The 23,803-nt window shown below is 50.9% G+C and carries 23 protein-coding genes and 1 tRNA gene; 3 read left to right on the forward strand and 21 right to left on the reverse strand.

The window, feature by feature from the left end; all coding sequences use genetic code 11:
* Positions 1-50 precede the first annotated feature (50 nt).
* The 17 genes from H9I36_RS02530 to H9I36_RS02610 form a co-directional block, all read right to left on the reverse strand.
* Positions 51-911 (reverse strand): flagellin N-terminal helical domain-containing protein, encoded by an 861-nt coding sequence (locus tag H9I36_RS02530; RefSeq protein ID WP_187383822.1) that lies wholly within the window; start codon positions 909-911, stop codon positions 51-53.
* 226 nt (positions 912-1,137) lie between these two features.
* Positions 1,138-1,791: a non-canonical purine NTP pyrophosphatase gene (locus H9I36_RS02535; protein WP_187383823.1), complete on the reverse strand. Its 654-nt coding sequence runs from the start codon at positions 1,789-1,791 to the stop codon at positions 1,138-1,140.
* Between the two features lie 67 nt (positions 1,792-1,858).
* The gene (locus H9I36_RS02540) at positions 1,859-2,725 is read right to left on the reverse strand and encodes an Rpn family recombination-promoting nuclease/putative transposase (protein WP_187383824.1); all 867 of its coding nucleotides are present in this window, start codon (positions 2,723-2,725) and stop codon (positions 1,859-1,861) included.
* Between the two features lie 117 nt (positions 2,726-2,842).
* On the reverse strand, positions 2,843-3,757 hold the full coding sequence (locus tag H9I36_RS02545; RefSeq protein ID WP_187383825.1) for a helix-turn-helix domain-containing protein: 915 nt from the start codon (positions 3,755-3,757) through the stop codon (positions 2,843-2,845).
* A gap of 189 nt (positions 3,758-3,946) precedes the next feature.
* Positions 3,947-4,633, reverse strand: coding sequence for a DUF2715 domain-containing protein (locus H9I36_RS02550; protein WP_187383826.1), 687 nt, complete (start codon positions 4,631-4,633; stop codon positions 3,947-3,949).
* A gap of 234 nt (positions 4,634-4,867) precedes the next feature.
* Positions 4,868-5,821, reverse strand: a complete 954-nt coding sequence (locus tag H9I36_RS02555) for a 3-hydroxyacyl-CoA dehydrogenase (RefSeq protein WP_187383827.1) — start codon at positions 5,819-5,821, stop codon at positions 4,868-4,870.
* 424 nt (positions 5,822-6,245) lie between these two features.
* Positions 6,246-7,232, reverse strand: a complete 987-nt coding sequence (locus tag H9I36_RS02560) for a DHH family phosphoesterase (RefSeq protein WP_187383828.1) — start codon at positions 7,230-7,232, stop codon at positions 6,246-6,248.
* A gap of 11 nt (positions 7,233-7,243) precedes the next feature.
* A complete protein-coding gene (locus tag H9I36_RS02565) occupies positions 7,244-7,690 on the reverse strand; it encodes a hypothetical protein (protein WP_187383829.1) in 447 nt (148 codons plus the stop codon).
* A 77-nt stretch (positions 7,691-7,767) separates the two neighbouring features.
* Positions 7,768-8,712: an ornithine carbamoyltransferase gene (gene argF, locus H9I36_RS02570; RefSeq protein ID WP_187383830.1), complete on the reverse strand. Its 945-nt coding sequence runs from the start codon at positions 8,710-8,712 to the stop codon at positions 7,768-7,770.
* A gap of 104 nt (positions 8,713-8,816) precedes the next feature.
* A tRNA-Met gene (locus H9I36_RS02575) sits at positions 8,817-8,889 on the reverse strand.
* Between the two features lie 502 nt (positions 8,890-9,391).
* Positions 9,392-10,174: a radical SAM protein gene (locus H9I36_RS02580; RefSeq protein ID WP_187383831.1), complete on the reverse strand. Its 783-nt coding sequence runs from the start codon at positions 10,172-10,174 to the stop codon at positions 9,392-9,394.
* Positions 10,171-10,725, reverse strand: a complete 555-nt coding sequence (gene nrdD / locus H9I36_RS02585; protein WP_187383832.1) for an anaerobic ribonucleoside-triphosphate reductase — start codon at positions 10,723-10,725, stop codon at positions 10,171-10,173. Before nrdD ends, H9I36_RS02580 begins: the two co-directional genes overlap by 4 nt.
* Positions 10,726-10,955: 230 nt before the next feature.
* Positions 10,956-13,073: a ribonucleoside triphosphate reductase gene (locus H9I36_RS02590; protein ID WP_187383833.1), complete on the reverse strand. Its 2,118-nt coding sequence runs from the start codon at positions 13,071-13,073 to the stop codon at positions 10,956-10,958.
* Entirely contained in the window at positions 13,070-13,534 is a 465-nt protein-coding gene (gene nrdR, locus H9I36_RS02595; protein WP_187383834.1) for a transcriptional regulator NrdR, read from the reverse strand. The genes H9I36_RS02590 and nrdR overlap by 4 nt, the downstream gene beginning before the upstream one ends.
* Positions 13,535-13,668: 134 nt before the next feature.
* A complete protein-coding gene (locus H9I36_RS02600) occupies positions 13,669-14,331 on the reverse strand; it encodes an energy-coupling factor transporter transmembrane component T family protein (RefSeq protein WP_187383835.1) in 663 nt (220 codons plus the stop codon).
* Positions 14,325-15,110: an energy-coupling factor ABC transporter ATP-binding protein gene (locus H9I36_RS02605; protein ID WP_187383836.1), complete on the reverse strand. Its 786-nt coding sequence runs from the start codon at positions 15,108-15,110 to the stop codon at positions 14,325-14,327. The genes H9I36_RS02600 and H9I36_RS02605 overlap by 7 nt, the downstream gene beginning before the upstream one ends.
* Entirely contained in the window at positions 15,107-15,682 is a 576-nt protein-coding gene (locus H9I36_RS02610; protein ID WP_187383837.1) for a biotin transporter BioY, read from the reverse strand. Before H9I36_RS02610 ends, H9I36_RS02605 begins: the two co-directional genes overlap by 4 nt.
* A 171-nt stretch (positions 15,683-15,853) precedes the next feature.
* Here H9I36_RS02610 and H9I36_RS02615 point away from each other — a divergent pair, with 171 nt between their 5' ends.
* The gene (locus H9I36_RS02615) at positions 15,854-17,308 is read left to right on the forward strand and encodes a monomeric [FeFe] hydrogenase (protein ID WP_187383838.1); all 1,455 of its coding nucleotides are present in this window, start codon (positions 15,854-15,856) and stop codon (positions 17,306-17,308) included.
* Positions 17,309-17,347: 39 nt separating this feature from the next.
* Here H9I36_RS02615 and H9I36_RS02620 read toward each other — a convergent pair whose 3' ends face one another.
* The 4 genes from H9I36_RS02620 to lnt form a co-directional block, all read right to left on the reverse strand.
* A complete protein-coding gene (locus H9I36_RS02620) occupies positions 17,348-17,842 on the reverse strand; it encodes a deoxycytidylate deaminase (protein WP_187383839.1) in 495 nt (164 codons plus the stop codon).
* Positions 17,843-17,847: 5 nt separating this feature from the next.
* Positions 17,848-19,140 (reverse strand): NCS2 family permease, encoded by a 1,293-nt coding sequence (locus H9I36_RS02625; protein WP_187383840.1) that lies wholly within the window; start codon positions 19,138-19,140, stop codon positions 17,848-17,850.
* Positions 19,141-19,395: 255 nt separating this feature from the next.
* Positions 19,396-19,848, reverse strand: coding sequence for a YegP family protein (locus tag H9I36_RS02630; RefSeq protein WP_187383841.1), 453 nt, complete (start codon positions 19,846-19,848; stop codon positions 19,396-19,398).
* A 111-nt stretch (positions 19,849-19,959) separates the two neighbouring features.
* The gene (lnt, locus tag H9I36_RS02635; protein ID WP_187383842.1) at positions 19,960-21,747 is read right to left on the reverse strand and encodes an apolipoprotein N-acyltransferase; all 1,788 of its coding nucleotides are present in this window, start codon (positions 21,745-21,747) and stop codon (positions 19,960-19,962) included.
* A 76-nt stretch (positions 21,748-21,823) separates the two neighbouring features.
* Here lnt and H9I36_RS02640 point away from each other — a divergent pair, with 76 nt between their 5' ends.
* The gene (locus H9I36_RS02640) at positions 21,824-23,002 is read left to right on the forward strand and encodes a galactokinase (RefSeq protein WP_187383843.1); all 1,179 of its coding nucleotides are present in this window, start codon (positions 21,824-21,826) and stop codon (positions 23,000-23,002) included.
* A gap of 21 nt (positions 23,003-23,023) precedes the next feature.
* A complete protein-coding gene (surE, locus tag H9I36_RS02645; protein WP_187383844.1) occupies positions 23,024-23,794 on the forward strand; it encodes a 5'/3'-nucleotidase SurE in 771 nt (256 codons plus the stop codon).
* Positions 23,795-23,803: the final 9 nt, after the last annotated feature.

Here is a 23,803-nt window from a genome sequence, read left to right on the forward strand (position 1 = left end):
TACACAAGGAAATAGGGCGGAACCCATTTTCCCTCTATAAGTGTACTACACTATCTCAGTAATGACAAGACATTTTGCGTCTGCGCGTTCGCCTGTGCGAGCATCGCCGTTCCTGCCTGCTGCAAAACGGTATTTTTAGTAAATTCGACCATCTGTTTTGCCATGTTCGTGTCACGGATGCGGCTTTCCGACGCCTGCGTATTTTCGGCTGCGATATCGAGTCCGCGGATTGCGTATTCCATACGGTTCTGATACGCGCCCAAGTCCGCCCGCTGTTTGTTGATCCGTTTGATCGCTTCGTCGAGCGTGCCGATGACGCGGTTCGCATCTTCCGGCGTTGAAACCGAAACTTTTTCCTCCGTTCCGAGTACGCGCAGTCCGAGCGCTGTTGCCGACATCGTACCGATGTACACCTGCATCCTCTGATCCATGTTCGCACCGATGTGGAACCACATGGAACCGGTAACCGTATTTTCTCCCGTCGGGCGGGCAAAGCGGCCGGTGAGCATGTTCATGCCGTTGAATTGAGCGGAACTTGCGACGCGGTCGATTTCCTCTACGAGGGAAGAAACTTCGACTTGGATCTGCATACGGTCTTCATCACTGTAGATGCCGTTCGACGATTGGACTGCCAGTTCGCGGATGCGCTGGATGATGTCCGTCGTTTCCTGCAGATAACCTTCGGTCGTTTGGATAAAGCTGATGCCGTTTTGCGCGTTCGTCGACGCTTGGTTCAAACCGCGGATTTGGCTGCGCATCTTTTCCGATACTGCAAGCCCCGACGCATCGTCTCCTGCGCGGTTGATCCGTTCGCCCGATGAAAGCTTTTCCATATCTTTTGCAAGGCTGACACCGGTGACGCCGAGTTGACGGCTGGCAAAAAATGCCGACATGTTGTGGTTGATAACCATAGGTATTCCTCCGTGGAATAGATGTACGGCAGAATCCTTTCTGCCGGTTTGCAAAAAAGTGCATCTGTGTTACAAGGCTACATCTACACTTTTCTGCAAGTGAATCGTAAATCGGCGGCGGTACGGCTTGACAAGTCGCGCCGCAAATTTCGATCCTTTTACACTATCGGCACGGAGAGCAAAAAACTTTAGCGATTTTTTTATTTTTTTCACTTTTTTCAATGGATCATCGGAGCATTTCGATGATGCGCCGCATACTGCGCCCGGCCTTTCCGCGGTGGGAGATCGCATTTTTTTCTTCGTCGGAAAGTTCCGCTGCGGTTTTTCCGATTTCGGGGATAAAAAAAATCGGATCGTAGCCGAAGCCGCCGTTTCCCCGCGCGTCTTCGATCGATGCGACGATTTGCCCTTCCATCGTTTCCTGTGCGGCGTACATGCGCTCGCCTCCTAAATAGAGCACCATCGAACAGGTGTAATGCGCACTCCGCTTGCCATGCAAAAAATGGCAATCGCCGGTACTCTCTGAAAGCGCGTCATTCAGCTCTTCGATGAGGAAACGATTTTGCGCATCCTGTGCAGTCTTTTTGCCGTCCGCTCTCCCGCGGGGAAAATCCCGTCCGCCGTAGCGCGAAGAGAAAATACCGGGTCTCCCGCCGAGCGCGTCGACCGAAATGCCCGAATCGTCGGCGAGGACAGGGCAGCGCACGATGTCGTAGAGAGCGCGCGCTTTTATCAAAGCGTTTTCGAAAAACGTCGCTCCCGTTTCTTCCGGATCAAAATCGATGTCTTCGTCTGCAGGGGTGACGATTTCGTGCGGCAAAAAGATTTCCGCCGCTTCGCGCTTTTTGTGCGCATTGTTCGTAGCGAGGTAGAGCTTCATACATCCATCATACAGCGGAAGCAAAAGTTTCGCAACGCGGAGGAGTTTTATTTGCGCAAAAAAAGCGTTACAACCGTTCGACTTCCGTTTCGGAAAGACCGGTCATTGTGCAGATTTCCGTAATCGGGTAGTTGTGCGTCCGCATCAGCTTCGCCGTTTCGAGTTTCGCTTGATATGAGCCTTCGGAAATGCCTTCCTGCAGAGCGATTTCCCGCTCTTCTTCCCGCTGTACGGCGATGTCTACATCGTAATCGTATTCGGCAATTAACATATTCACCACCTCCCTGCTTTTTCTTTGTAAGTACTCCCGCAGGATGTCGTTTTGTATGCACTCTTTGATCGCGTTCTTAAAACCGTTTTCAGTGTCGAGCTTCAAGTGTTTCCGTACGGCTTCAACGAACAGCGCGTATTCTTTCAGCGGTTTGCACGTATGCAAGATTCTACTTCCCTTAGTATAATTAATATTCGTCACGCTGACAACGACTTCGAGCGCAGGTTTTTCAGGCAGCGTCATAAAGGCGTCGGAAAGCTGTAACGTCGCTTTTTCGGGATAATCTTCTTCACCGTTATAGAACACATAAAACTCGGGCGTAGGGATTTTTTTCAGATACTTGAGATAACGGTCGCGCGGGTTTTGAATGCGCTCGTAGAGGCGAGCGGCATACTGCAGAAATCGGAGCGGCATATTCGCGTTGATTGTGGCTTGATGTTCTGTGAGGGCGATGATTTTACCGTCTATGAGATAAGCGACGTCGTTACGAAAAGCCATGTACATGACCTGTTCGAGGCGGAGCGCTTCCAGCTCCGTAGATGCGTCGAGGTGAGTGTCGTGGAGCGCGTTGTAGAGCGAGAGAAAGTTCGTTTTTGCATTTTTATCTTCGCCGAAAAAGTCGACGAAAACCGAATCTTTGTACCGACGGTTGTGTTTTGTCATAAGACCTCCTGCAAAAAGCATCCGAATAGTCTTTCGAAAATGACGGTACTACTGTAAAGGCTCTACGTATACAGTCAACCGGTTCTTTCCGTGTCCTTTCCGCGCGTTTCCCGTACCTTATTCGGGGCTATCCGCCGTTTCGGTTTCGTTTTGTTCTTCGCTTATGAGTTTTTGCGCTTTCGTAATGTAGTGGCTCACTTGCCGCTCACAGATGCCGAGTATGTTTGCGATCATTTTATTTGTCGGGCAGACGCGCCAACGGCTTTGCTGCAATTCTCTGTTTTTGTGTTTCCAGCTTTCCGTCTGTTTGCGATATTTTTTCAAAAGCCGCTCCATATCGGTTTTTTCTTTGTCGCACATTTTGATCTGCATATAGTATTTTCGATGAAAATAATACGCGTTGTCCCGCCGCCTGATGATCATATTGCGTCGTTCGATCCGCGAATACAAAAGTGAATTGAGTTCCGCGATGAGGCGCTCGAGTTCCGCGCTCTGCAGTTTGCAATACGAGCACACTTTATCGACCGAAGATGCGGGAATATAATAGCTCGATTTCAGCGCGAGGATGAGAGCTGTTTTCGCATCGCTCGCGTTTTTCGCTTTACATCTTTTCGGGAGCGCTTTCCAAATTTTCGTGTTCGAAACCGGCGCGTAGCCTGCAGCCTTTTCCGCAACGGTAAGCGACCCCTCGTCCTGCAAGTGCTCTGCAATTTCGGATGGTGAAAATGTTTTTATCGTATTGTCAGCGACAAATCGCCGTATCTCTTCGCGTTTTTGCGTCAAAATCAAACCCTGTACGAAAGCGTAGAGATAGGAGCGGAACGCACCGCAATTTTCGTCGAACCGATCGAATACCTGTCCTCCTTTTTGCAAAAAAGTCAGGATGATTTCGCTCTTAAAATCTTCGTCGAATCCCATAAGACCGAAACGGTAGGGTTCGCGGTATATGCTTTCTGAGATACGCTTAACGGCTTCCGTTCGGGAAATCGTTCCCGTTTTGACGAGGTTCGGCAATTCATCGATTCGTTGCATAGCTTTATCTCCTTTCGATTGATGTTATAAAACGAATAGCAATGTTTATGCCAAGCTATGCGGCGGGGCGCGACGAGTAAAAAAAACACCGGCAGACCGCGAGGGCAAGACGCGGAAAGCCGGTTGGAACAAGATTTTACCGCCTGAAAGCCGATGCTTCAAGGCGACCGTTATAAAAAATATGTACTGTTACAGTCTGAATACGGGGCCGATTTTTAACGAAAAGACATTTGTAAAAGCGGGTACGTCAATGTCGCCTGTTCCGAAATACGGTAAAGAGCCTAATCCGTTTGTATTGTACCAGACCCAACCGATGCCGACGGCGTCCTGTATGCCCAGATTTATGCCTATTTTTTCGGTAAAATAATACTGCGCGCCGATGTAAAAGGGGATACCGATATTTGCCAAATTTAATTGAAGGTCAAGCGCAGGCGATGTAACACCTGAAAAAGTAAACTTCGTTACTTTTAAGGTTCCGTAGCCCAAGTTTAGTCCTGTTGCAAATGTAAGGTACAGATTCTTGATACCGTGGTACGTATAGCCAAGTAAAGGAGTTACGTTTATAAACGGCCCGCCTTTAAAATCAACCGTGCCCGTTTGTTTATCCGATGAAGAAAATTCTTTTGCAACTTTCATCGTGCCGACAGCAAAAAAATCCGTCGAAAATAAAAAGGTAAACCCGCTTTCATTTACAGTTCCCAGCGATACGCCGAAATTCATGGACGTCCACGACACGGTATTCTTTTCTCCGTCATCGTATAAAAGTTCCGTCGAATGGAAATTGGAAATACCGATAGTCGGACTGATTACGAATTTTGCGAATATGTTTGCACTCAAACAGCATATTCCCAAAACGACCAATACTGTTTTTTTCATTTTATGTCTCCTCGCAATGGGATAAAATTTGTTCTATTATACCCCCCCCCCCGAAAAGTCAAGAGAATTTTTGCCCATGCGAGTCCCTTCTTTCTTAAAAAGATTAGCATTATATGAATATGTTGATAGCCGACTATGATTACGATACCGATATTGCAGCTCAACGAAAAAAAGAACGGAAGTAAAAAGTGTGTAAGCACTGCCCGCGTAAAATTTTGCGCGGGCACAGATAAATCATTTGTATTTGTAAAAACCTTCGCCCGCGTTGATACCCGTTTTGCCTTGGTCGATGTAACCTTTCAGGATTTTCGCGATGCGTCCGTGGAGCGAGGCCGGATCGGATGAGTCGGGACGGTTCATCGTAATGTTGTACGCCGTTTCCAAACCGACGATGTCGAGGATTTGAAAGGGGCCGAGCGGGCTTCCCGTGCCGAGTTTCCATGCCAAATCGATGGTCTTCGCGTCTCCGACGTCGTTTGCAAGCAGGGCTTCCCCTGCCGTCAAAAACGGGATGAGCATGGAATTGAGGAGATAGCCGGGCTGCTCTTTTAAAACTTTAAGCGGTATCATGCCGATGGCTTTTGCAAAGGCGACGACTTCATCGAATGCGGCAGGATCGGTTCCGTCGTGTCCCATGATTTCGGCCATATTGTTGCGCCAGATATTGTTTGCAAAGTGGATGGCCAAATAGCGTTTCGGATTTTTGACGTGATCGCGGAACATGCTCGGCACCATCGAAGATGAATTTGTCGCGACGACGGTTTTATCTTCAAGGACGGCCGAAAGCGCGTCGTAAAAGGCTTTTTTCGCTTCGGGGTTTTCGGCCATACTTTCGATGACGATGTCGGCGTCCTTGACTGCCGAAGCAAGGTCGGTTGTGAGCTTAAGATTTTTATACGCCGTTTCGACATTTTTTTTGAGACGGGCGATTTTTTCGGCGCTTATATGCTCGCTGTCGTCTATGAGGCCTCTTGAAAAGATCGCTCCCTTTGTGCCGATTTTCGTTTCGGCATCGGTCAATTCGGCAAGGTATATTCCGTGCAGCCTGTCGATTTTCGGCTGGGACCGTCCGATCGACGCGTCGGAACGCAGCCATATCGTAACATCGAATCCCTTGTATGCCGCTTGAAATGCGATTTGACTTCCCAATACGCCGCCGCCCGCAACAACTACCTTTTTAATGCTCATATTGTACGCTCCTTTGAATATCGATAATCCTTTCCGATGAATATATCTTATCCTCCCGAACGGGAGATGTCAACGAATACGTGGTATACCGTCATGCCGACCGCAACAGAAATGTATACGCGAAAAAAACATATAATAAAAAAGGCGGAACGCGAGGCAGCGGCACTGTCGCCGAGCCGTTCAGACCGATGGCAAGCAAACTTTTTAATAAAAAGTTTGCGCAGTCCGATTCCGATTACGGTCTGTCACGGCACTTGCAACGAGCGCGAAGCGCGAAGTTCCCCGCGCAAACGGCAGGGCTGCTGCCGGGAGTGCAGCCGATTTTTTATGTTAAATGCTGTTTTTTAGAGAAAATAGTTTCTGGTGAGGGTGACTTGGATACATATCGGAATGCTTGTGAAAAGCGGGGAGGATGCTCTATGAATTATAAAACGCGCGCGAATTCTTTGACGATTTGGGGGATGAGCGTATCGATCTTTCCGCTCGAACTTGCGCCGGACGCGTTTTTGTGTCCGCCGCCGCCGAATTTTGCCGCAATGGCGCTCACGTCGACGTTTCCGCGCGAACGAAAACCTATCGTACACGAATGTTCGCTTTCCTGCCGCACAAAGACGACGGCAAGCGTTTTTTCAACGGCGAGAAGCAGCGTGTACAACGCGTCCGAATCGCGGCCTTCGGCGCCCCATTTTTGCGTATCGTCCGTCGTTTCGCTTGTGACGATGAGCTTTCCGTCAAGGTAGCGTTCCGCGCGCGAAAGAGTTGAGGCGAGGAGCTTTCGCGTATCGTAGGGTTTTCCGCCGGTAATAAAGTCGTAGGTCGCTCTCGGATTTGCGCCCGCATCGACGAGGCGGGAAGCTGCTTTGAACACTTCGGCGGAATCCGATTCGAGGAAGCGGAAAAATCCCGTGTCGGTGCACAAACCGGTAAAGAGTATTTCCGCCGTCTCTTTCGGCATGGAGCCTGCAACGCTTTCATACAAAAACTGAACGATTGCGCAGGCGGCAGGGGCGGACGAATCGATGATGCACAGCGCGCCTTCGGGAGCGGCGGCCGTTTTATGGTGATCGATGACGCAGGTATCGAGATTGCGCATATCGCCGTCTATATCTCCGAGCCGAGCGTATTCCGAGCAGTCCGTGATGATGAGTGCGCTCTTTTTGCGCTCTTCTTCGCTTAAAAAGCGCATCGACGGTGAAAATCGATCTTCGTATCGTTTGATTTCGGTTCGTTTAAAGGGTCCCGCCGAAAGCAGCTGGAACTCTTTGCCTTTTTTTTGAACGAGCATACCGAGCGCGATGCACGAACAGATGCAGTCGCCGTCCGGCTCTTTATGACCGCAGATGTAAAAAAAATCATGCCGATCGATAAAATCGCAAAACGATGCGATTTGCGTTTCGGTGAGCAGTTGCATGAGAGACAGCTTCAGTTTAAGTCGAGCTCTTCGAGCGTATCTTTATCGATATCCGTCACTTTATCGGGATCGGCTATGCCCCAAAAATCGGTATCCTTTGTCGGCGGCACGCTTAAAATGACGCGCACGAATTTGCCGCCGTCTTTGACGACCGTCATAAAGGGCTTGAGAGTTCCGCGCACGGTGCGGAATTTCAATTTGCGCGGATTTTCGGTATTGCCTTTTGCCCATTTTTTAGGGATCGTCGTCGAACCTGCTCCGACTTTATTTTTCGCATAGATGACGACATACGCGTCTTCCGTCTGCAGCACTTTATAGAGTGGTACATTAAAATAAGTAACCGAAGACCATTTGCTTTCATCAAGCTTCGGCTGCGTCGTTTTTTGTGCCGTCAAAGCTGCGGCACAGAGCATAATGACCGCAAAAGACAGGGCAATCTTTTTCATAACAACTCCCATAAAAACTCCTTAAAAACCGGTAATCGAGTTTGCCTCGCGCGCTTTATGCGCGGAAAAACCGCTTATTTTATGTATCGTCACATTATGGCGAGCATAATAGCTTTTATCGTGTGTTTTCTGTTTTCCGCTTCGTCCCATACGATACTCGCTTCGCTTTCGAACACCGCTTCGCTCACTTCTTCGCCTTTGACCGCAGGCAGACAGTGCATAAAGACGGATGTCGATTTGCCGGTTTCTCTCATGAGCTCTTCCGTTACGCGAAAAGGAGAGAGCAGCTTTGTACGCGCATCTTTCAGCGCTTCTTCTCCCATCGACACCCATACGTCGGTATAGAGACAGTCGGCACCGCGGACGACGCTTTTATCATCGCTTATCGCAATCTTTGCTCCCGACTGAGCGGCGAACGGAGCGCAGATTTTTTGAATCGCTTCGTCCGGGAAAAGCTCTTTGGGGCTGTAGACCGAAAAGTCGATTCCGAGCTTTGCCGAAATGAGCATGAGGCTCCGCGCGACGTTGTTTCTGCCGTCGCCGCAAAAACACCATTTGAGTCCTTTGAGTTTCCCGAACCTCTCTTTCAATGTCATCACATCGGCGAGCGCCTGAGTCGGATGAAAGGCGTCGGTCAGCCCGTTGATGACGGGAACGCCCGACCAGCGGGAGAGCTCTTCTGCGTGTTCCTGTTTAAACCCGCGGAATTCGATCGCGTTGAACATCCGTCCGAGCACGCGCGCCGTGTCCTTGACCGATTCTTTTGCACCGAGCTGGATGTCCTGCGTCGACATAAAAACCGGATGCCCGCCTTCTTCGCCGAATGCGCTTTCAAAAGCGCTTCGCGTGCGCGTCGATCGTTTTTCGAAAATAAGTGCGATAGTTTTTCCGGCAAAGCGAGCGTGAACTTCTCCCCGTTTCGCTTCCGCTTTTACGGTACATGCGATGTCGAGCAGGGTTTCGATTTCGTCCGGCGACCAATCGATCCAATTGAGGAGGGATCGCCCTTTAAACGGAGCTTTAAATGTTTCCATAACTGTTTACGGATATAGTAGCTTGAATGGAAAGTTTTGTAAATTACCCGATTGTCGAAAGCCTATTCGTATATCGCTTGATATGCACAATCGTGTAGATTTGTTAGCGGCATGTGGGATTGAACCACAGACACTACGGATATGAGCCGTATGCTCTACCAACTGAGCTATGCCGCCGTGATAAAACCGAGCATAGCATATTTCTTTTATTTTTGTCAATAAGGTGTTCGAGACCTTTTCGATGCCCTCATCCTGCATACGGTAAGTTTCCCGTTCTTGCAAGATTTGCAAGAATTCGTGCAAGAACTGCAAGATTCTTGCAATTTTAAAAACGGTTACCGACAGCATATATATGGCAACCGTATCAGAAACTATTCTCTAAAAAACAGTGAGTAACGTAAAAATCGGCTGCACTCCCGGCAGCAGCCCTGCCGTTCGCCGCGGCTGACCGTAATCGGAATCGGACGGCGCGAATTTTTTTTGCAAAAAACTTCGCTTGCCATCGGTCAGAGCGGCTCGGCGACAGTGCCGCTGCCTCGCGTTCCGCCTTTTTATTTACCTGTACGCTTTTTTATACATACATATCTGGTACGGTTGCCATGATAGGATACCGCTTTGATAAATGGGGACGTACGTGGACAGCTTATCCGTAAAACGCCGTCGGCTCGCATCTTTCGTATCAGCGGAGTTCGGAATCTTTAATAAAGGTTTTTGCGTATGCGACGAGAGAAGCGGCTTCCGCATCGGAATAGGGGACGATATCGTTGTATGCGGGGTCGATGCAGTTTTCGTTTCGAAACTGCGCAAATCTCCACGATGCGTCGGAAGGGAGCAGGGCGGCCATTTCTTCTATGTCGCGCTTTGTTACGAGGGGCGGGACGAGCACGGTTCTCCATTCGCGCGAAGAAGGCGGGAGAGAAGACGTGAGACGGACGGTTTGTGCAATGCGGGATGAAAAATCCTCCGTGATTTTTACCGCAGCCGATTTGTCCTCCGCTTTCAGGCTGCCTAAAAGTTCGCCGTAGCGCGACGGGGAGGTTTTTATATCCATCGCGATAAAGTCGGGGCGCATTTTATCGTCTTCGATAAGAGCGTTCAGTTCGTCGGGCAATGTGCCGTTCGTGTCGAGCTTTACACGGTAGCCGAGCGCTTTTGCATAAGGGACGAGGTAGGGCGTAAGCGGATTTACGAGGGGCTCTCCGCCGCTTATGACAAAACCCGTGAGGACATTTTTCCGTTTTTCGAGGTGTAAAAAGACTTCTTCCGCCGTCGCATAAACATCGTCCGCTGTCGCTTTTCCGCCGAGCACGAGACCGGCGTTATAGCAATAGGGACAGCGGAGATTGCAGCCGCACAAAAAAAGAGAAGAGGCGACGCGCCCGGGAAAATCGACGAGCGTCGTCTTTATGAGGACACCGGCTTTTGCGTGCAGGAGCGTTTCGGGAATCGAAGTTTCCGTCATGCGGTGACGGAAGCGAATACTGCGTCGAGCTCTTCAACGCTGTGGCACCGCGCGCTTTCTTCACCCGATTCGTCATAGACGATGACTGTCGGAGAAGCGAATACGCCTTTTTTTGCAGCTTCGGCAAGTCCTTCATCGGTGTCGACGTCGATCGTTTTGCCGCTCATCGAAAGCTTTGCGATATACGCTTGTACCGGCGGGCAGTTGGGACAGGTTTTTCTCGAAAAGAGTTCCCATCTGCCGCTTTTTTCAAAACCCGATGTGCGTGAGGCGGAGGCTTTCGCCGCAGGCTGTGTAACTCGTGCAGGGGATGCGCACTCACATGCGCTGTCCGCTTCGGTAATTTCGTACGCCGCACTTTCGGGAATGGCGAACATTTTCCGGTGATCGTATTCTTCGCGTTTGCCTTTATTCCAATTGCGGACTGCGCGGTAATAGCCGACGATGCGCGCATACACTTCGGTTTCCGATCCGTGTACGTCCGCAAGCGCCGCCCTCGTCGCTTCGATATCCGCATCGATTTCTTTGATCGTTCGTTTCAATTCAGTCATAGCAATTTCCCCCTAAAGCCCATAGTTGTAAATATATCATATATGTATTAGATATGATATATGCGCTAATTATAGTGTTGTTTTGACCCTATGTCAAGTTTTTTACGCTATATTCAGCAATGCGTACCGGAAAACGCTCCGAAAACGCACCCGTATAAAATCGGCTGTACTATGCCGCAGATCTGCTGTACGCAGCAGTCCCGCGGGCAGTTCTTCCGGCCGCCGTATTTCTACGCGCGCTCGGAGGCGAGCACTGCCTCTTTTTCTTTTTCGAGCCGTTCGAGCTTTAAACGCAGCTCTCTTTCCTTTTCCGCTTTGCACTTCGGACACTCGAAGTGTTCTCCGTTCAAATAGCCGTGGCTCCGGCAAATCGAATAGGTCGGAGAAATCGTCACGTAAGGTACGCGGTAGTTCGCCGTAACCGCTTTTACCAAATCGCGGCACGCCCTCCAGTCTTTTATCTGTTCGCCCATAAAGGTATGGAAAACCGTGCCTCCGGTGTATCGCGTCTGCAGGCTTTCCTGTAAATCGAGGGCTTCGAAAATGTCGGACGTATAGTCGACGGGAAGCTGCGTCGAATTCGTATAAAAGGGGCTTTCGTCCGTGCCGCTCGTGATGATTCCCGGGAAATTCTTTTTGTCATGGGAAGCGAGGCGGAACGACGTGCTTTCGGCGGGCGTCGCTTCGAGGTTGAAAAGTTCTCCCGTCGATTCCTGATAGTCGGCGAGACGGCTTCTCATATAGTCGAGCACGCGTTCGGCAAAGGCTTTGCCTTTCGGATCGACGATCGATGTGCCGAGAAAATTGAGGCAGCATTCGTTCATACCGCAGAGTCCTATCGTATTGAAGTGGTTGTCGAGCGTGTGCAGATAGCGCTTCGTATAGGGGTAGAGTCCCGTATCGAGGAGGTGCTGGATCACTTTGCGCTTTATGCACAGGCTGTCGCGCGCGATGTCCATGAGATAGTCGAGCCGCTTGAAAAAGGCTTTTTCGTCTTTTGCGAGAAAACCGATCTGCGGGAGGTTGATGGTAACGACGCCGAGGGAACCGGTAAACTCGTCGGAGCCGAAAAGTCCGCCGCCGCGTTTTCGAAGCTCGCGTTTATCGAGGCGGAGACGGCAGCACATGGAGCGCACGTCGCTCGGATTCAAATCGGAATTGACGAAATTTTGAAAATAGGGAGTGCCGTATTGGGATGCCATTTTAAAAAGCAATTCCGCATTTTCGCTTTCCCATTCGAAATTCTTTGTGATATTGTACGTCGGGATGGGGTAGCCGAAGCCCCGCCCCGAAGCGTCTCCTTCGAGCATGAGCAGGATAAACTGCTTATTGATTATATCCATCTCTTTTTGGCAATCCCCGTACATGAACTCCTGTTCTTCGCCGCCTACGATCGCTTTTTTGTTTTTGAGGTCGTCGGGACACACCCAGTCGAGCGTGACGTTCGTAAAGGGCGCCTGACTTCCCCAGCGGCTCGGCGTGTTGACGCCGAACAAAAAGCTTTGGATGCACTGCCGCACGCTCTTTTCCGAAAGATTGTCGATTTTGACGAAGGGCGCAAGATAGGTGTCGAAAGAGCTGAACGCTTGAGCGCCCGCCCATTCGTTTTGCATGATGCCGAGGAAGTTTACCATTTGGTTGACGAGCGTCGAAAGGTGTGTTGCGGGCGTCGATGTGATTTTATCGGGAACGCCGCCGAGTCCTTCCTGAATGAGCTGCCTCAGCGACCAGCCCGCGCAGTAGCCGGAAAACATCGAAAGGTCGTGAATGTGGAAGGCCGCCGTTTTATGCGCGTCCGCCACTTCTTTCGGATAGATATTGTTGAGCCAATAGTTTGCCGTAACGGCGCCGGAATTGCTCAAGATGAGACCGCCGAGTGAAAAATTGACGTTCGCGTTTTCTTTGACGCGCCAATCGCTTCGGCTCAAATATTCGTCCATCGTTTTGTTGATGTCGAGCATGAGGTTCTTTGCACCGCGAATGGCTTCGTGCCGCGCGCGGTAGAGGATATACGCTTTTGCGACTTCGACTTCGTTATTTTCGATGAGGACGCTTTCGACGTCGTCCTGAATTTCTTCGATGGCGGGGATAGAATGCGTTCTGCTTCCTGCAAGGCGCAGGCGGAGCCGCTCTTCGACCGAATCCGTAAGCTTTTCCGCCCGTTCGGGATCCTTTCGCTTTTCGACCGCTTCGATCGCGCGTCCGATCGCCGATTCGATTTTCTTGCGGTCGTAGTTTGCAATATCGCCCGACCGCTTTACGACGGATTTAATAAATCCCGCCGTCTCTTTATCTCCGCTCTCACCCAAAAAATTCCGCCATTCCGGAAATACAGCCTGGTCGCTCACCTTTGTTTCCCCTCCACATTTTTTACCTCGGTGATGAATTCGTCGAGGTTTTCGAAATGCTTATATACCGAAGCAAAGCGGATGTACGCCACTTTGTCGATTTCATACAGACGCTGCAGCACGAGTTCCCCCAATTCCGCAGTCGAGATTTCGCGGCTCACCTTTCCGCGCATGACGGCCTTGTCTTCGATTTCGGATACGATCTGTTCGACCATCCGCATCGACACCGGCCGTTTTTCGAGGGCGCGGCTGATGCCTTTTTCGAGCTTTGCCTGCTCGAAGGGTTCGCGCCTTCCGTCTTTTTTTACGACCATAAAGGGTTTTTCTTCGATACGCTCGTAACTCGTAAAACGGTAGCCGCAGCCGAGGCATTCGCGACGCCGCCTAATGCTTTCACCGTTTGCCATCGTACGCGATTCTATAACTTTGTCGTCGAGACTGCCGCAATACGGACACCGCATATCGATCCCTTATAACAAATTGTTTAAAACTTGTACTCTAAATATAGCGTTTTAAACGATATGATAATACTATACAGCGCTACAGCTGATATTGCAAGATGCCGCGTCGAAAATTCTTCGTTTTTTTGCGATTTTTACGTGTTTTCGGGCCGCCTGGCTTTTAGAGCGAGCGACATTATATAAGTACGCTTCATGCACACGGAAATAAAGACCGGAAAAAGGGTTAACACCATGCGGATGCCTTTTTTTCCGCACCTCGCTTTCCACGCCCGAAAAACCGCCTGCCACACGGCGAATACTTCGGGGATGAGTACGATTAAAAGCGATAAGGATTCCGAAAAAAGCAGCCGGCGGTATTCCGCTCTTTGCCGAAATATCCGCACGACACCTCTTTCGATCGATTCGACTGCTTCTCGAAGTTCGAGGGGACTTGTCGTACGGTAAATCGCGTTTGCGATTAAAAAGGCGAGGGCGAGACGGCACAAAATGACGATGTCGCGTTCGGAAGGGATGAACGGAAGCGGAAAGGGAGCGTGAGCGAAAAGGGCGGGTACTATCGACGAACTATAAAGTATAAGCGCGTAATACACAACGGGCTTGAGCGACAAAAGGATTTCTTTCATCGGAAAGCGGATGGCAGGGGAAAGCGCAAAAAAAATCGCGATACAGGCGATCACGGCGTTTCGGGGCAAGATGAAAATGAAAGTGCCGAGCACAAAAAGCGAAATGAGTTTTATGCGCACATCGCATTTGTGCAAAAAAGACGAACCGCTTCGGTAGCCGAAAAGTCTTACCATTCGAGATCCCGAAGATCTTTGTAGGAAGCAAGCGGATTTTTGATGTCCCAAGCTTCGAGCTTTTGCGCCAATCCTTCGGCGGGCTTTCCGTCGAACACTTTTTTTCCGCGGTACAGCACGATAAAGCGGTTGCAGAGCGCAAGCGATTTTTCGAGCTCATGCGTGAGGATGATGATCGTCACTCCTTTTTTTTTCAGCAGTTTGATAAGCGCGTTCACGTGCCGCACGCCCGAATAGTCGAGGTTCGCATAGGGTTCGTCGAATATGACGAGCGGCATATCGAGGGCTATGATGCCCGCGACGGCAAGCCGTCTTTTTTCACCTCCCGACAAAAATCGTGCGCTCGATTTTTCTTTTCCCGCGAGACCTACTTCCGCAAGCACGTCGAGCGCTTTTCGTTCGGCTTCCCGTTTTTTTAATCCGATATTTTTTAAGCCGAACATCACGTCTTCGATCGGCGTCTCTCCCAAAAGCTGCATTTCGGCTTCTTGAAATACAAGTCCGCACTGTGCCGCTTTTCCGCCGCATAGGATTTTCACCGTACCTGAATCGGCTTTGTCAAGGGAAGCGATGATCGACATGAGTACGCTTTTTCCCGAACCGTTCGCTCCCGCGATGAGGGCGGTATCTCCTTCGCAAAGCGAAAAAGATACTTCCGAAAGCGCGGTAAACCTTTGATCCCCCTCATACGAGGGGAAGGTTTTCGTCACCTTTTCGACGGAAAGGGAAGCGCCGTTCGGAAACGAAGTGACGTACGGAAGTAAATCGTCCTGCGTCATTCGCTTTTGTCGGTAAAATAGCGAGCGGCAATCGTACGGAGCTTTGCCGCAAGCGGAACTGAGAGAACGAGCTTTATGAGATCTCCGGGGATAAACGGAATGAGGCAGGCCGCAATCGATGCGGAAAAACTTCGGTGAGTCAGCTGCATAAAGCGGAAGATACCCGGAACATAGATGAACGTAAATCCCGCAAGAGAGGCGAGCGACAACTTTACGATGTTTTTTGTGCTGAATGCTTTTTCACCTGCGCGCGGCTTTCGTGCGATGCAGCCTGCGGCGAGAGCTGCGAGTATATAGCCTATGAGAAATCCGCCCGTCGGCCCCAAAAGGCGCGCGATCCCGCCCGCACCGCCTGAAAAGACGGGAAGTCCGAGCGCGCCGGCTGCGACGAAGAGCAGCGCCGAAAAAAATCCGCCGAAGCCTCCGAGCGTGAGAGCTGCGAGCACGGCGAACATATTTTGCATGACGATCGGAATGCCGCCGGGACCTATAGGTACTGCGATAAAGCAGCCCGCACAGATGATCGCCGCAAACAAAACGATAAAGATAAAGCGAGTGTTGTTTATTTTCATAGCGCGAGTTTACAATCAGTGTTCAATAAATACAATAGGTTGACAATCAAAATGTGAGTGTTTTGCCGGCACGGAATTTGAAATTGCGCCGTGCATTCCCTTTTCTGGCGCAAATTGTAAAAATATGCTATACTGCCGCGCGTAAACAAAACAGTGCATTAAGGAAAAACGATGCTCAATATCAACAACAACGCTGCAAATGTAAAGCGTGAAATTCTCGTGCGTATCGCGCGCCTCCAACTCGACGGCAAACTTACCGAAGGCGTGCATTATATCCCTCGCGAAATGGCGCCTCTCGACTCGAAATCGATACGCTGCTGTATCTACCACGACAGGGCGATTTTGCGCATGAGAGTCCTTGCCAGGCTCGGCATATCGATCGAAAATTACGACGACGACCGCCCGCTTGCCGAATACGCGAAGGATGCTCTCGAGCGGGATTCTCCGACCTGGCCCATGCTCACCGTTTTGCAGGATGCGTGCAACGCGTGTGTAAAAACGCACTACATGATTACGAACGCGTGTCAGGGCTGTTTTGCGCGCCCGTGCATGATGAACTGTCCGCGCAAAGCGATCACGGTAGACCGGAGAGCGGTTATCGATGAAGCGAAGTGCGTCAACTGCGGGCTGTGCATGCAAAACTGTCCGTATCATGCGGTTATTAAAATTCCCGTACCCTGCGAAGAAGCATGCCCCGTCGGCGCGATCAGCAAAGACGAAACGGGACACGAAAAAATCGATTACGATAAATGCATTTTTTGCGGGCGCTGCATGAGCGAGTGTCCCTTCGGTGCGATGATGGATAAAAGCCAGCTCGTCGACGTTATCAAACATATCATGCAAAAAAAACGGCGTGTCGTCGCGCTTTATGCGCCCTCGATTGCAGCTCAATTCAAATCCGCTCCCGGTCAGCTCGAAGCGGCATTTTTAGCCGCGGGCTTCGACGACGTACTCGAAGTCGCGATCGGAGCGGATATCTGCGCGGATAAAGAAGCGAAAGAATTCGAAGAGCGTATGGCGCGCGAAGATGTGCTTATGACGACGTCATGCTGTTCGGCGTATGTGCGCGCGGTAAATATTCACGTGCCGGCTTTGAAGCCCTGCGTGTCCGAAACGCGAAGCCCCATGCACTACACGGCGGAGATCGCAAAGCAAAAAGATGCCGACTGCGTTACCGTGTTTATCGGTCCCTGCCTTGCAAAGCGGAGGGAGGGTTTCGACGACGATGCGGTCGATTACGTGCTTTCGGTCGAAGAACTCCGCGCGTTTTTTATTGCAAAAAATATCGATATCGCTTCTCTCCCTGCAAAACTGCCCGATCACATTCCGACGTCGACGGGAAGAGGTTTTGCAAAGACGGGCGGGGTAGCGGAAGCGGTGCGGGTGCGGCTCAAAGATCAAAGCATCCTCAAAGCCGCCCAAATCAACGGACTCGACAGAGCCGGTATGAAAAAGCTTGCGACATACGGAATGATAAATCAGGGGAAAATTGCGAAAAACGAAAACACGCCGAATCTCGTCGAAGTGATGGCGTGCGAATGCGGCTGCATCGGAGGCCCGTCGGTTATAACGAATCCCGGTGTCGCCGAAGGACTGCTCGCCGCATACGCCAAAGGCGGAACATAAGCGCGCTTCCGATAAAAGCGTACCGATATGCGAACCGAGCTACATATTGCTGTAGGTTTGCGTTTTGTCGTTTACGTGTTCGATCGGAATGCCCGCCTGTTTGAACATATCGAGCGAATCTTTTTCATCGTGGTAGTGCATTTCGCACACGACGCGCTTTATGCCGCAGTTGATGATGAGCATGGCGCAGGTTCTGCACGGCGTCATCTTACAGTACACGGTCGCGCCGTCGATCGCGATGCCGCGCTTTGCCGCCTGGCAGATCGCATTCTGTTCGGCGTGTACGGTTCTCACACAATGCTGTGAAATCGTGCCGTCCGTGTGGATCATTTTCCGCATCAAATGCCCGACGTCGTCGCAGTGGGGAAGCCCTGCAGGGCTTCCGACGTAGCCGGTTACGAGAATTTGATTGTCGCGCGCGATGACACAGCCGCTTCTGCCGCGGTCGCAGGTTGCCCTCTTTGCGACCGTGCGGCAGACTTCCATAAAATATTCGTCCCAGCTCGGGCGCGCGTATTTTGCTTCGTCTGCCATAGTGTTTACATTGCGTCGAGTACGGTCTTTACAACGAAAACGGCAAAGAGTATCCACGTCAGCGCGGAAATGTCTTTAAACTTGCGCGAAGCGACTTTGCAGACGACGTAGCTCATAACGCCCCACGAAATGCCCGTTGCGATGCTGTACGAAAACGGCATCGTCATGATCGTTATAAAAGCGGGGATGCCTTCGGAAAGATCGGTAAATTCGATATTTGCCGCTGCCCGCATCATCATAAAGCCGACGACGATGAGCGCCGGTGCGGAAGCCGCAGACGGCACGAGCAAAAAGAGCGGACTCAAAAAGAGAGCTGCGAAAAAGATGATTGCAGTGGTTACCGACGTGAGACCCGTGCGTCCGCCTTCGGCGACGCCTGCAGTGCTTTCGACAAAGCTCGTTATCGTCGACGTGCCGAGCGCGGCTCCGACGACCGTTCCGACCGCATCGGAGAGGAGCGCTTCGTTGACGTTTTTGATGTCGCCGTTTTTATCTTTCAGATTACTCTGTTCGGCGATGCCCATGAGCGTTCCGATCGTGTCGAAAATATCGACGAAGAGGAACGTAAAAAACACGGTGAAAAATTTCAGCGAAAGCACCGTCGAAAAATCGAACTGAAAGAAAAGCGGGGCTGCAGGAAGTGAAAAGGGACTGAAGCCTTCGGGAATCTTCGTTACGCCGAAGGGGTAGCCGATGATCGTCGTCAAAATCATGCCGATGATGATCGCGCCTTTTACTTTTAAGCACAGTAAAACGATCGTGATGACGAGGCCGATGATCGCGACGAGGGCAGCGCCTTTCATCGGCACAAAACCGATGATCGTTCCGGTATCTCCGGAAACAATGCCGCCGTCGTGCAGACCGATAAGGGTGATAAATAAACCGATGCCGACTGCAACCGCTTTTTTTAAGTTTGCGGGAATCGCTTTGATGAGCGCTTGGCGGACTTTAAAAATCGATAAGACGATAAATAAAATACCTTCGAGAAAAACGGCGGTGAGCGCCGTCTGCCACGAATAGCCCATGCCCAAAACGACGGTAAACGTAAAAAACGCGTTCAGCCCCATGCCCGGTGCGAGGGCGACCGGCAGGTTCGCGGTAAATGCCATAACGAGCGTCGCAATGCCCGCCGCAATCGCCGTTGCGGTAAAGACGCTTGCCGCATTCATGCCCGCCTGTGAAAGGATCGCGGGGTTTACGGCGAGGATATACGCCATCGCCAAAAAAGTCGTGCAGCCGGCGGTGATTTCGGTGCGTACCGTCGTTCCTCTCTCTTTCAATTTGAAAAATTTTTCCATTTTCGTTCGATCTCCTTGGGTCTGTTTCGATGCGGCATTTTTTTGCCGCATAATTACTGCTTCCGAACTCGATAATTAAATTTATTAATTAATAAATTTCTATAATGAAAAGGGGCTGTCTCAAAAGCCGCTTCCTTTTTCGACAGCCCGTCGAGTTTAAAATCAAGTCTTTGTATCGTAATGACGTAATTTTAAACATCGCATGGTAAATCAGGTGGTCATCCAAAGTTTTTGAACAACCCCATAACCGGTTCTTTATTTTTTAGATTTGCAGCCGCAGGCGGTACATCCGGCCTTTTTCGCTTTTGCCGCGGGCTTTTTTGCTTCTACCTTTTCGGCTTTGGTTTCATCGACGATTTCCGCACTCGGCGCATTCGTCTTGATCGACTTGATCGCGTTCATGCAACTTGCGAGCGCTTTATAGCCTTCGCCGACGGCGATGATTTGGCCGTTCGTCGCCTTGAGGCGGAAGCGGAATTCGCCGCGCTTGTCTTTATACGTTTCGTACTTTGCGCCTTTGACGTGAACGCCGGCCTTATCTTCAAGGTTTTCGACGTCGGCTCCCGCATTCCGCTGGACGCTTGCGATACCGTTTTTGCACGCTTTTTTTGTCGTATACACTTCAGAGGTTGCAACGACTTCGCCGTTCGACGCGACAAAGTTGAACATAAGTCCTGTCTTTGCCTTTTTGATGATAAATTTGCTCATGGCAATAATGCCTCCTTTTAGCTTATTTATTATAAAAATAAATCGAGCGCGTGACAAGCTGTCATCGCTCAAGTATCGCTCGAGAGACAATGCAATAGCGGTGTCGTTTTATTAATGCGTTTCGTAGATAAAGTCATCGCCGAAAACGAAAGCGAGCGAAACGTAGAGACAATAGGCGATTATTAAAACGCCGAAGACGAACGGAAGCCAATTTCCGAAAAGCGCATAGACCGTCGTCGAATGTTTATAGACGGGGATCGAGACGGCGAGCGCGTCTCTTTTGAAAAGCGGCATATCGGCGACGAGCTTTCCTGCGGGATCGAGCACGACCGAATAGCCGGCGTTCGTCGAGCGTACCAGCGTCGTGCGGTATTCGATCGCGCGGTAGGAGGCGATGACGAAGTGCTGGTATTCGGCGGATTTCGTATTCGACCACGAGTCGTCTGTTATGTTGATAAACACGTCGCTTCCGTACCTGTGAAGCGGACCGCACACGTCGGACGGAAAAGCATCTCCGAAGCAGACGGGCGCGCTGACACGCACGAGCGGCGTTTCGTCTTTTGCTTCCTCGTCTTCGGCGCCTTTTGCGAGCGATACGATTTTCGACGCCCTCTTTGCGCGCCCTTCGCTCCATTCACACGGAATATCGAAGAGCACGTATTGATCGCCGGCTTTCCATCCGGCCGAAATTCCGACGAGCTTATCCATCAGATTGACCGCCCATTCGTATTCTTCTCCGGGCAGCACTTCGGCAAAGGGCACGAGGTGAATCTTTTCGTATGCGCCCCGGAAGCTGCCTTCGGCATCGAAGAGGAGAGAAGCGTTGCTCAGCCTGCGTATCTCTCCGTCGGCGACGTAGGGGCCGCCGATGATAAAGGGCACGTTCATCCGTTTAATAAATTCCAAAAGCGGCTCTTCGGGAGGGTAGAGCGAATAATAGGCCTGTCCGCTCGGAAACGAATGACGCAAAACGCCTTCGCTCCAGACGACGAGGTGCACATTTTTCCCTTTCGCTTTCAATGCGTCGATTTTTTCTTCGCTGAGTTTTTCCGATGCGATGATCGACGCTTGGTCGGAAGATTCGTTCCACGGATTGCTGTTTTGCTGTACCAAGACGGCGTTGAGCGTTTTTTCAGGAGTACGCGGTTTTGCATATTGAAAAGCGCCGTATACAAACGAAAGCGCAAAGAGCGCGATGCACACGTGCGCCGTACGTTTGAGCGCCGAAAGTGAAGCAAGGGGATTGAGAAGATGCGGCGTATGCTTGATCAGTAAAAGTCCTTCCGCGCAGACTGCCGAACACAGCGCAAACAAAAACGAAATGCCGTATGTTCCGGTGATATCCGCGATCTGCATAAAGAGCCGACACGGAAACGCGCTCGACGAAAGCGTACCCCACGGATATGCTAGAAAACCCGTTCCCGACGCTTTATACCATTCGTAAAGCGTATACGTACACGAAAACCAAAAGACGCGGAACGGAATGTCGTAAGATAAAAGTCCCGCTCCTTCGGCAAGGCGTTTTCGCGACCATGCCGATTCCTGCGCGTAGGGAAGATTTTTGCATCCGCCGTATCGTGCGTAGGGTACGTAGAGCATACGCCCCAAAATACCACCGATGAGACCTGTGCCGAGTGCCGATGCACCGAGTGTAAAAATTGCAAAATCTTTAAAAAAGGCGAGCCAAAAACTCGAAAACAGGTGGACGGAAAACGTATGCAGGGCGCCGAGCCGAAACGCGCTTTTATACGAAGAACACTCGGCGACGACGATATAGAGCGGAACGAGCGAAATAAGGGCGATAGAGGGGCATCCGAGCAAAAAAAACTCGTTCGGAATGGAAGCGGACACGAGAATCGCCGAAAAAAGTACGCAGAAAACTTGTAAAAAATTACTCATTAGTATACAATGGAAAACAGTATAATATATAACGCTGCCGAGTACAAGCGGCGTTTTTAAGGATTCGGACTGCCGTATGAAACAGGTGAGAGGTGCCCACAAACAAGAATATGAAGTTTTTCCGAAAGTAACGGCTGTCGCACCCGGACGTTTTCATCTCATCGGAGAACATTCGTGGTTTTTCCGTGATAAAACGCTTTCCATGGCGGTAAACCTTCCGGTTTATATTTCCGTTTCAAAGCGCGACGATTCCGTACTGAAATTTTACTTTTTGCAGATGAACGAGCGGAAGCGCTCGAACCTTTCGTCGCTGAAATTCAGGAGGGAAGACCGCTGGGCGAATGCGATTAAAGCCGTCATTTCGGGATTCCTTGCAGGAGGATGTACGCTCGGCGGTATGAACATCACCGTATACAGCGATATTCTCCCGTCCGCGGGCTTCGGCATTACGACGGCGATAAAGGCGGCAAGCGCCCTCGCGTTCCGCGAACTCTTTTCGCGCGGCATGAGCGATGCGGAACTGCTTGCGGCAATCGAGCGCGGCAACAAATCGTTTTTGCAGACGGGGAACTACAACGCCGACAATTTTGCCGCCCTGTATTCGAAAGCGGGAAAGCTGCTCATCACCGATCACGCGCGTGCGGCCTACGATTATGTCGATTTTCCGTTCGACGACTCGCTCATCCTCCTCACCGATGCGAGGGTGCCGCGCGTATCCGTGTGGGATGAAAACACGATTCACGAATCGGAAAACGCGCTTTTGCTCGGAGATCTTCGCGAACGGAAGCGGGGCGTATACGGCGGCTGGCAGTACGAAAACAATGTCACCGAAATAAACGAAACGCTTTCCGCGGTAAATGAAGATACGAGGCGGAAACTCTTGTGCATTATGCGCGAACATAACGACGTCATCGATGCGCGGACAGCCCTCGTCAAAAACGATTTCGGAAAATTTGCGCGCGCGGTCAACCACAGTCACGAAAGCATGCGCGATCTGTTCGAGCTTTCGTGTCCTGAAATCGACTGGATATTAAAACGCGTCGGCGAACTCGAGCCCAATCTCGAACAGCTTCGAAACCCCGTTACATGCGGACGCATTACGGGAAAGGGCTTCGGAAGATGCCTGTATACGTTTATCAGAAAAGAAGACGAAGAAGCGTTTCAAACGAAGCTTTCCGAGTACGAAAGGATATTCGGCTTTCATCCGTCTTTGTACCGTGTTCTGCCCGCCGACGGCGCGCACATCGTAAAGTAAAGGCGAATAAAGGACTTTACGGTGAAACTGCTTTTAACAAACGACGACGGATTTTCCGCCGACGGTATAAAAACGCTTGCACGGCACTTGTCCGATGCCGGTCACGAAGTGTGGATATTTGCGCCCGACAGAAACCGCTCGGCCGCTTCGAACCGCATTACGATGGATAAGCCGCTTCGGATAAAGGAGCACGGACAGCGTGTCTATTCGTGCTCCGGTATGCCCGCCGACTGTGTCATCACGGCTCTCAAAAGCGGCATCATCGGAAGCAACGTAGATGCCGTGCTTTCAGGTATCAACCGCGGTGCAAATATCGGAACGGATATTCTCTATTCGGGGACTGCGGCTGCAGCGAGGCAGGCGGTGCTCTACGGAGTGCCGGGGATAGCTTTCAGCGTGCGCTCTTCGGACGGCCTATGGCGTTACGATGCGATGGCGCATTTTGCTTCTTCCAATCTGTCATCGCTCATTTCGCTTACTCATACGGCAAACGGAGACGGTACTCCCGACGGTCTGTGCGTTTTTGTAAACGTCAACGGTTTGTCTCTCGATCGCTACGGCGGCGCTTCCTTTGCCGATGAAATATCGTTTCGCGAATACAGGGATGCCGTTCACGTGCTCGCCGGCCCCGACGGCGATCGGTACAGCTTTTTTTGCGGAGGGGACATCGTTACGCACGGCGGAGATGCAAGCGACAATGCGGTATGCGAAAAAGGTTTTGTCGCCGTCTCTCGTATCTATGCCGAAGTGCGCGCTGCGAAAGGAGTGGACGGCATTTCGTTTTCGGTGTAAAATAATGCG

Origin of the sequence: Treponema sp. Marseille-Q4130 (assembly GCF_014334325.1) — a bacterium.
Lineage (GTDB): Bacteria > Spirochaetota > Spirochaetia > Treponematales > Treponemataceae > Treponema_D.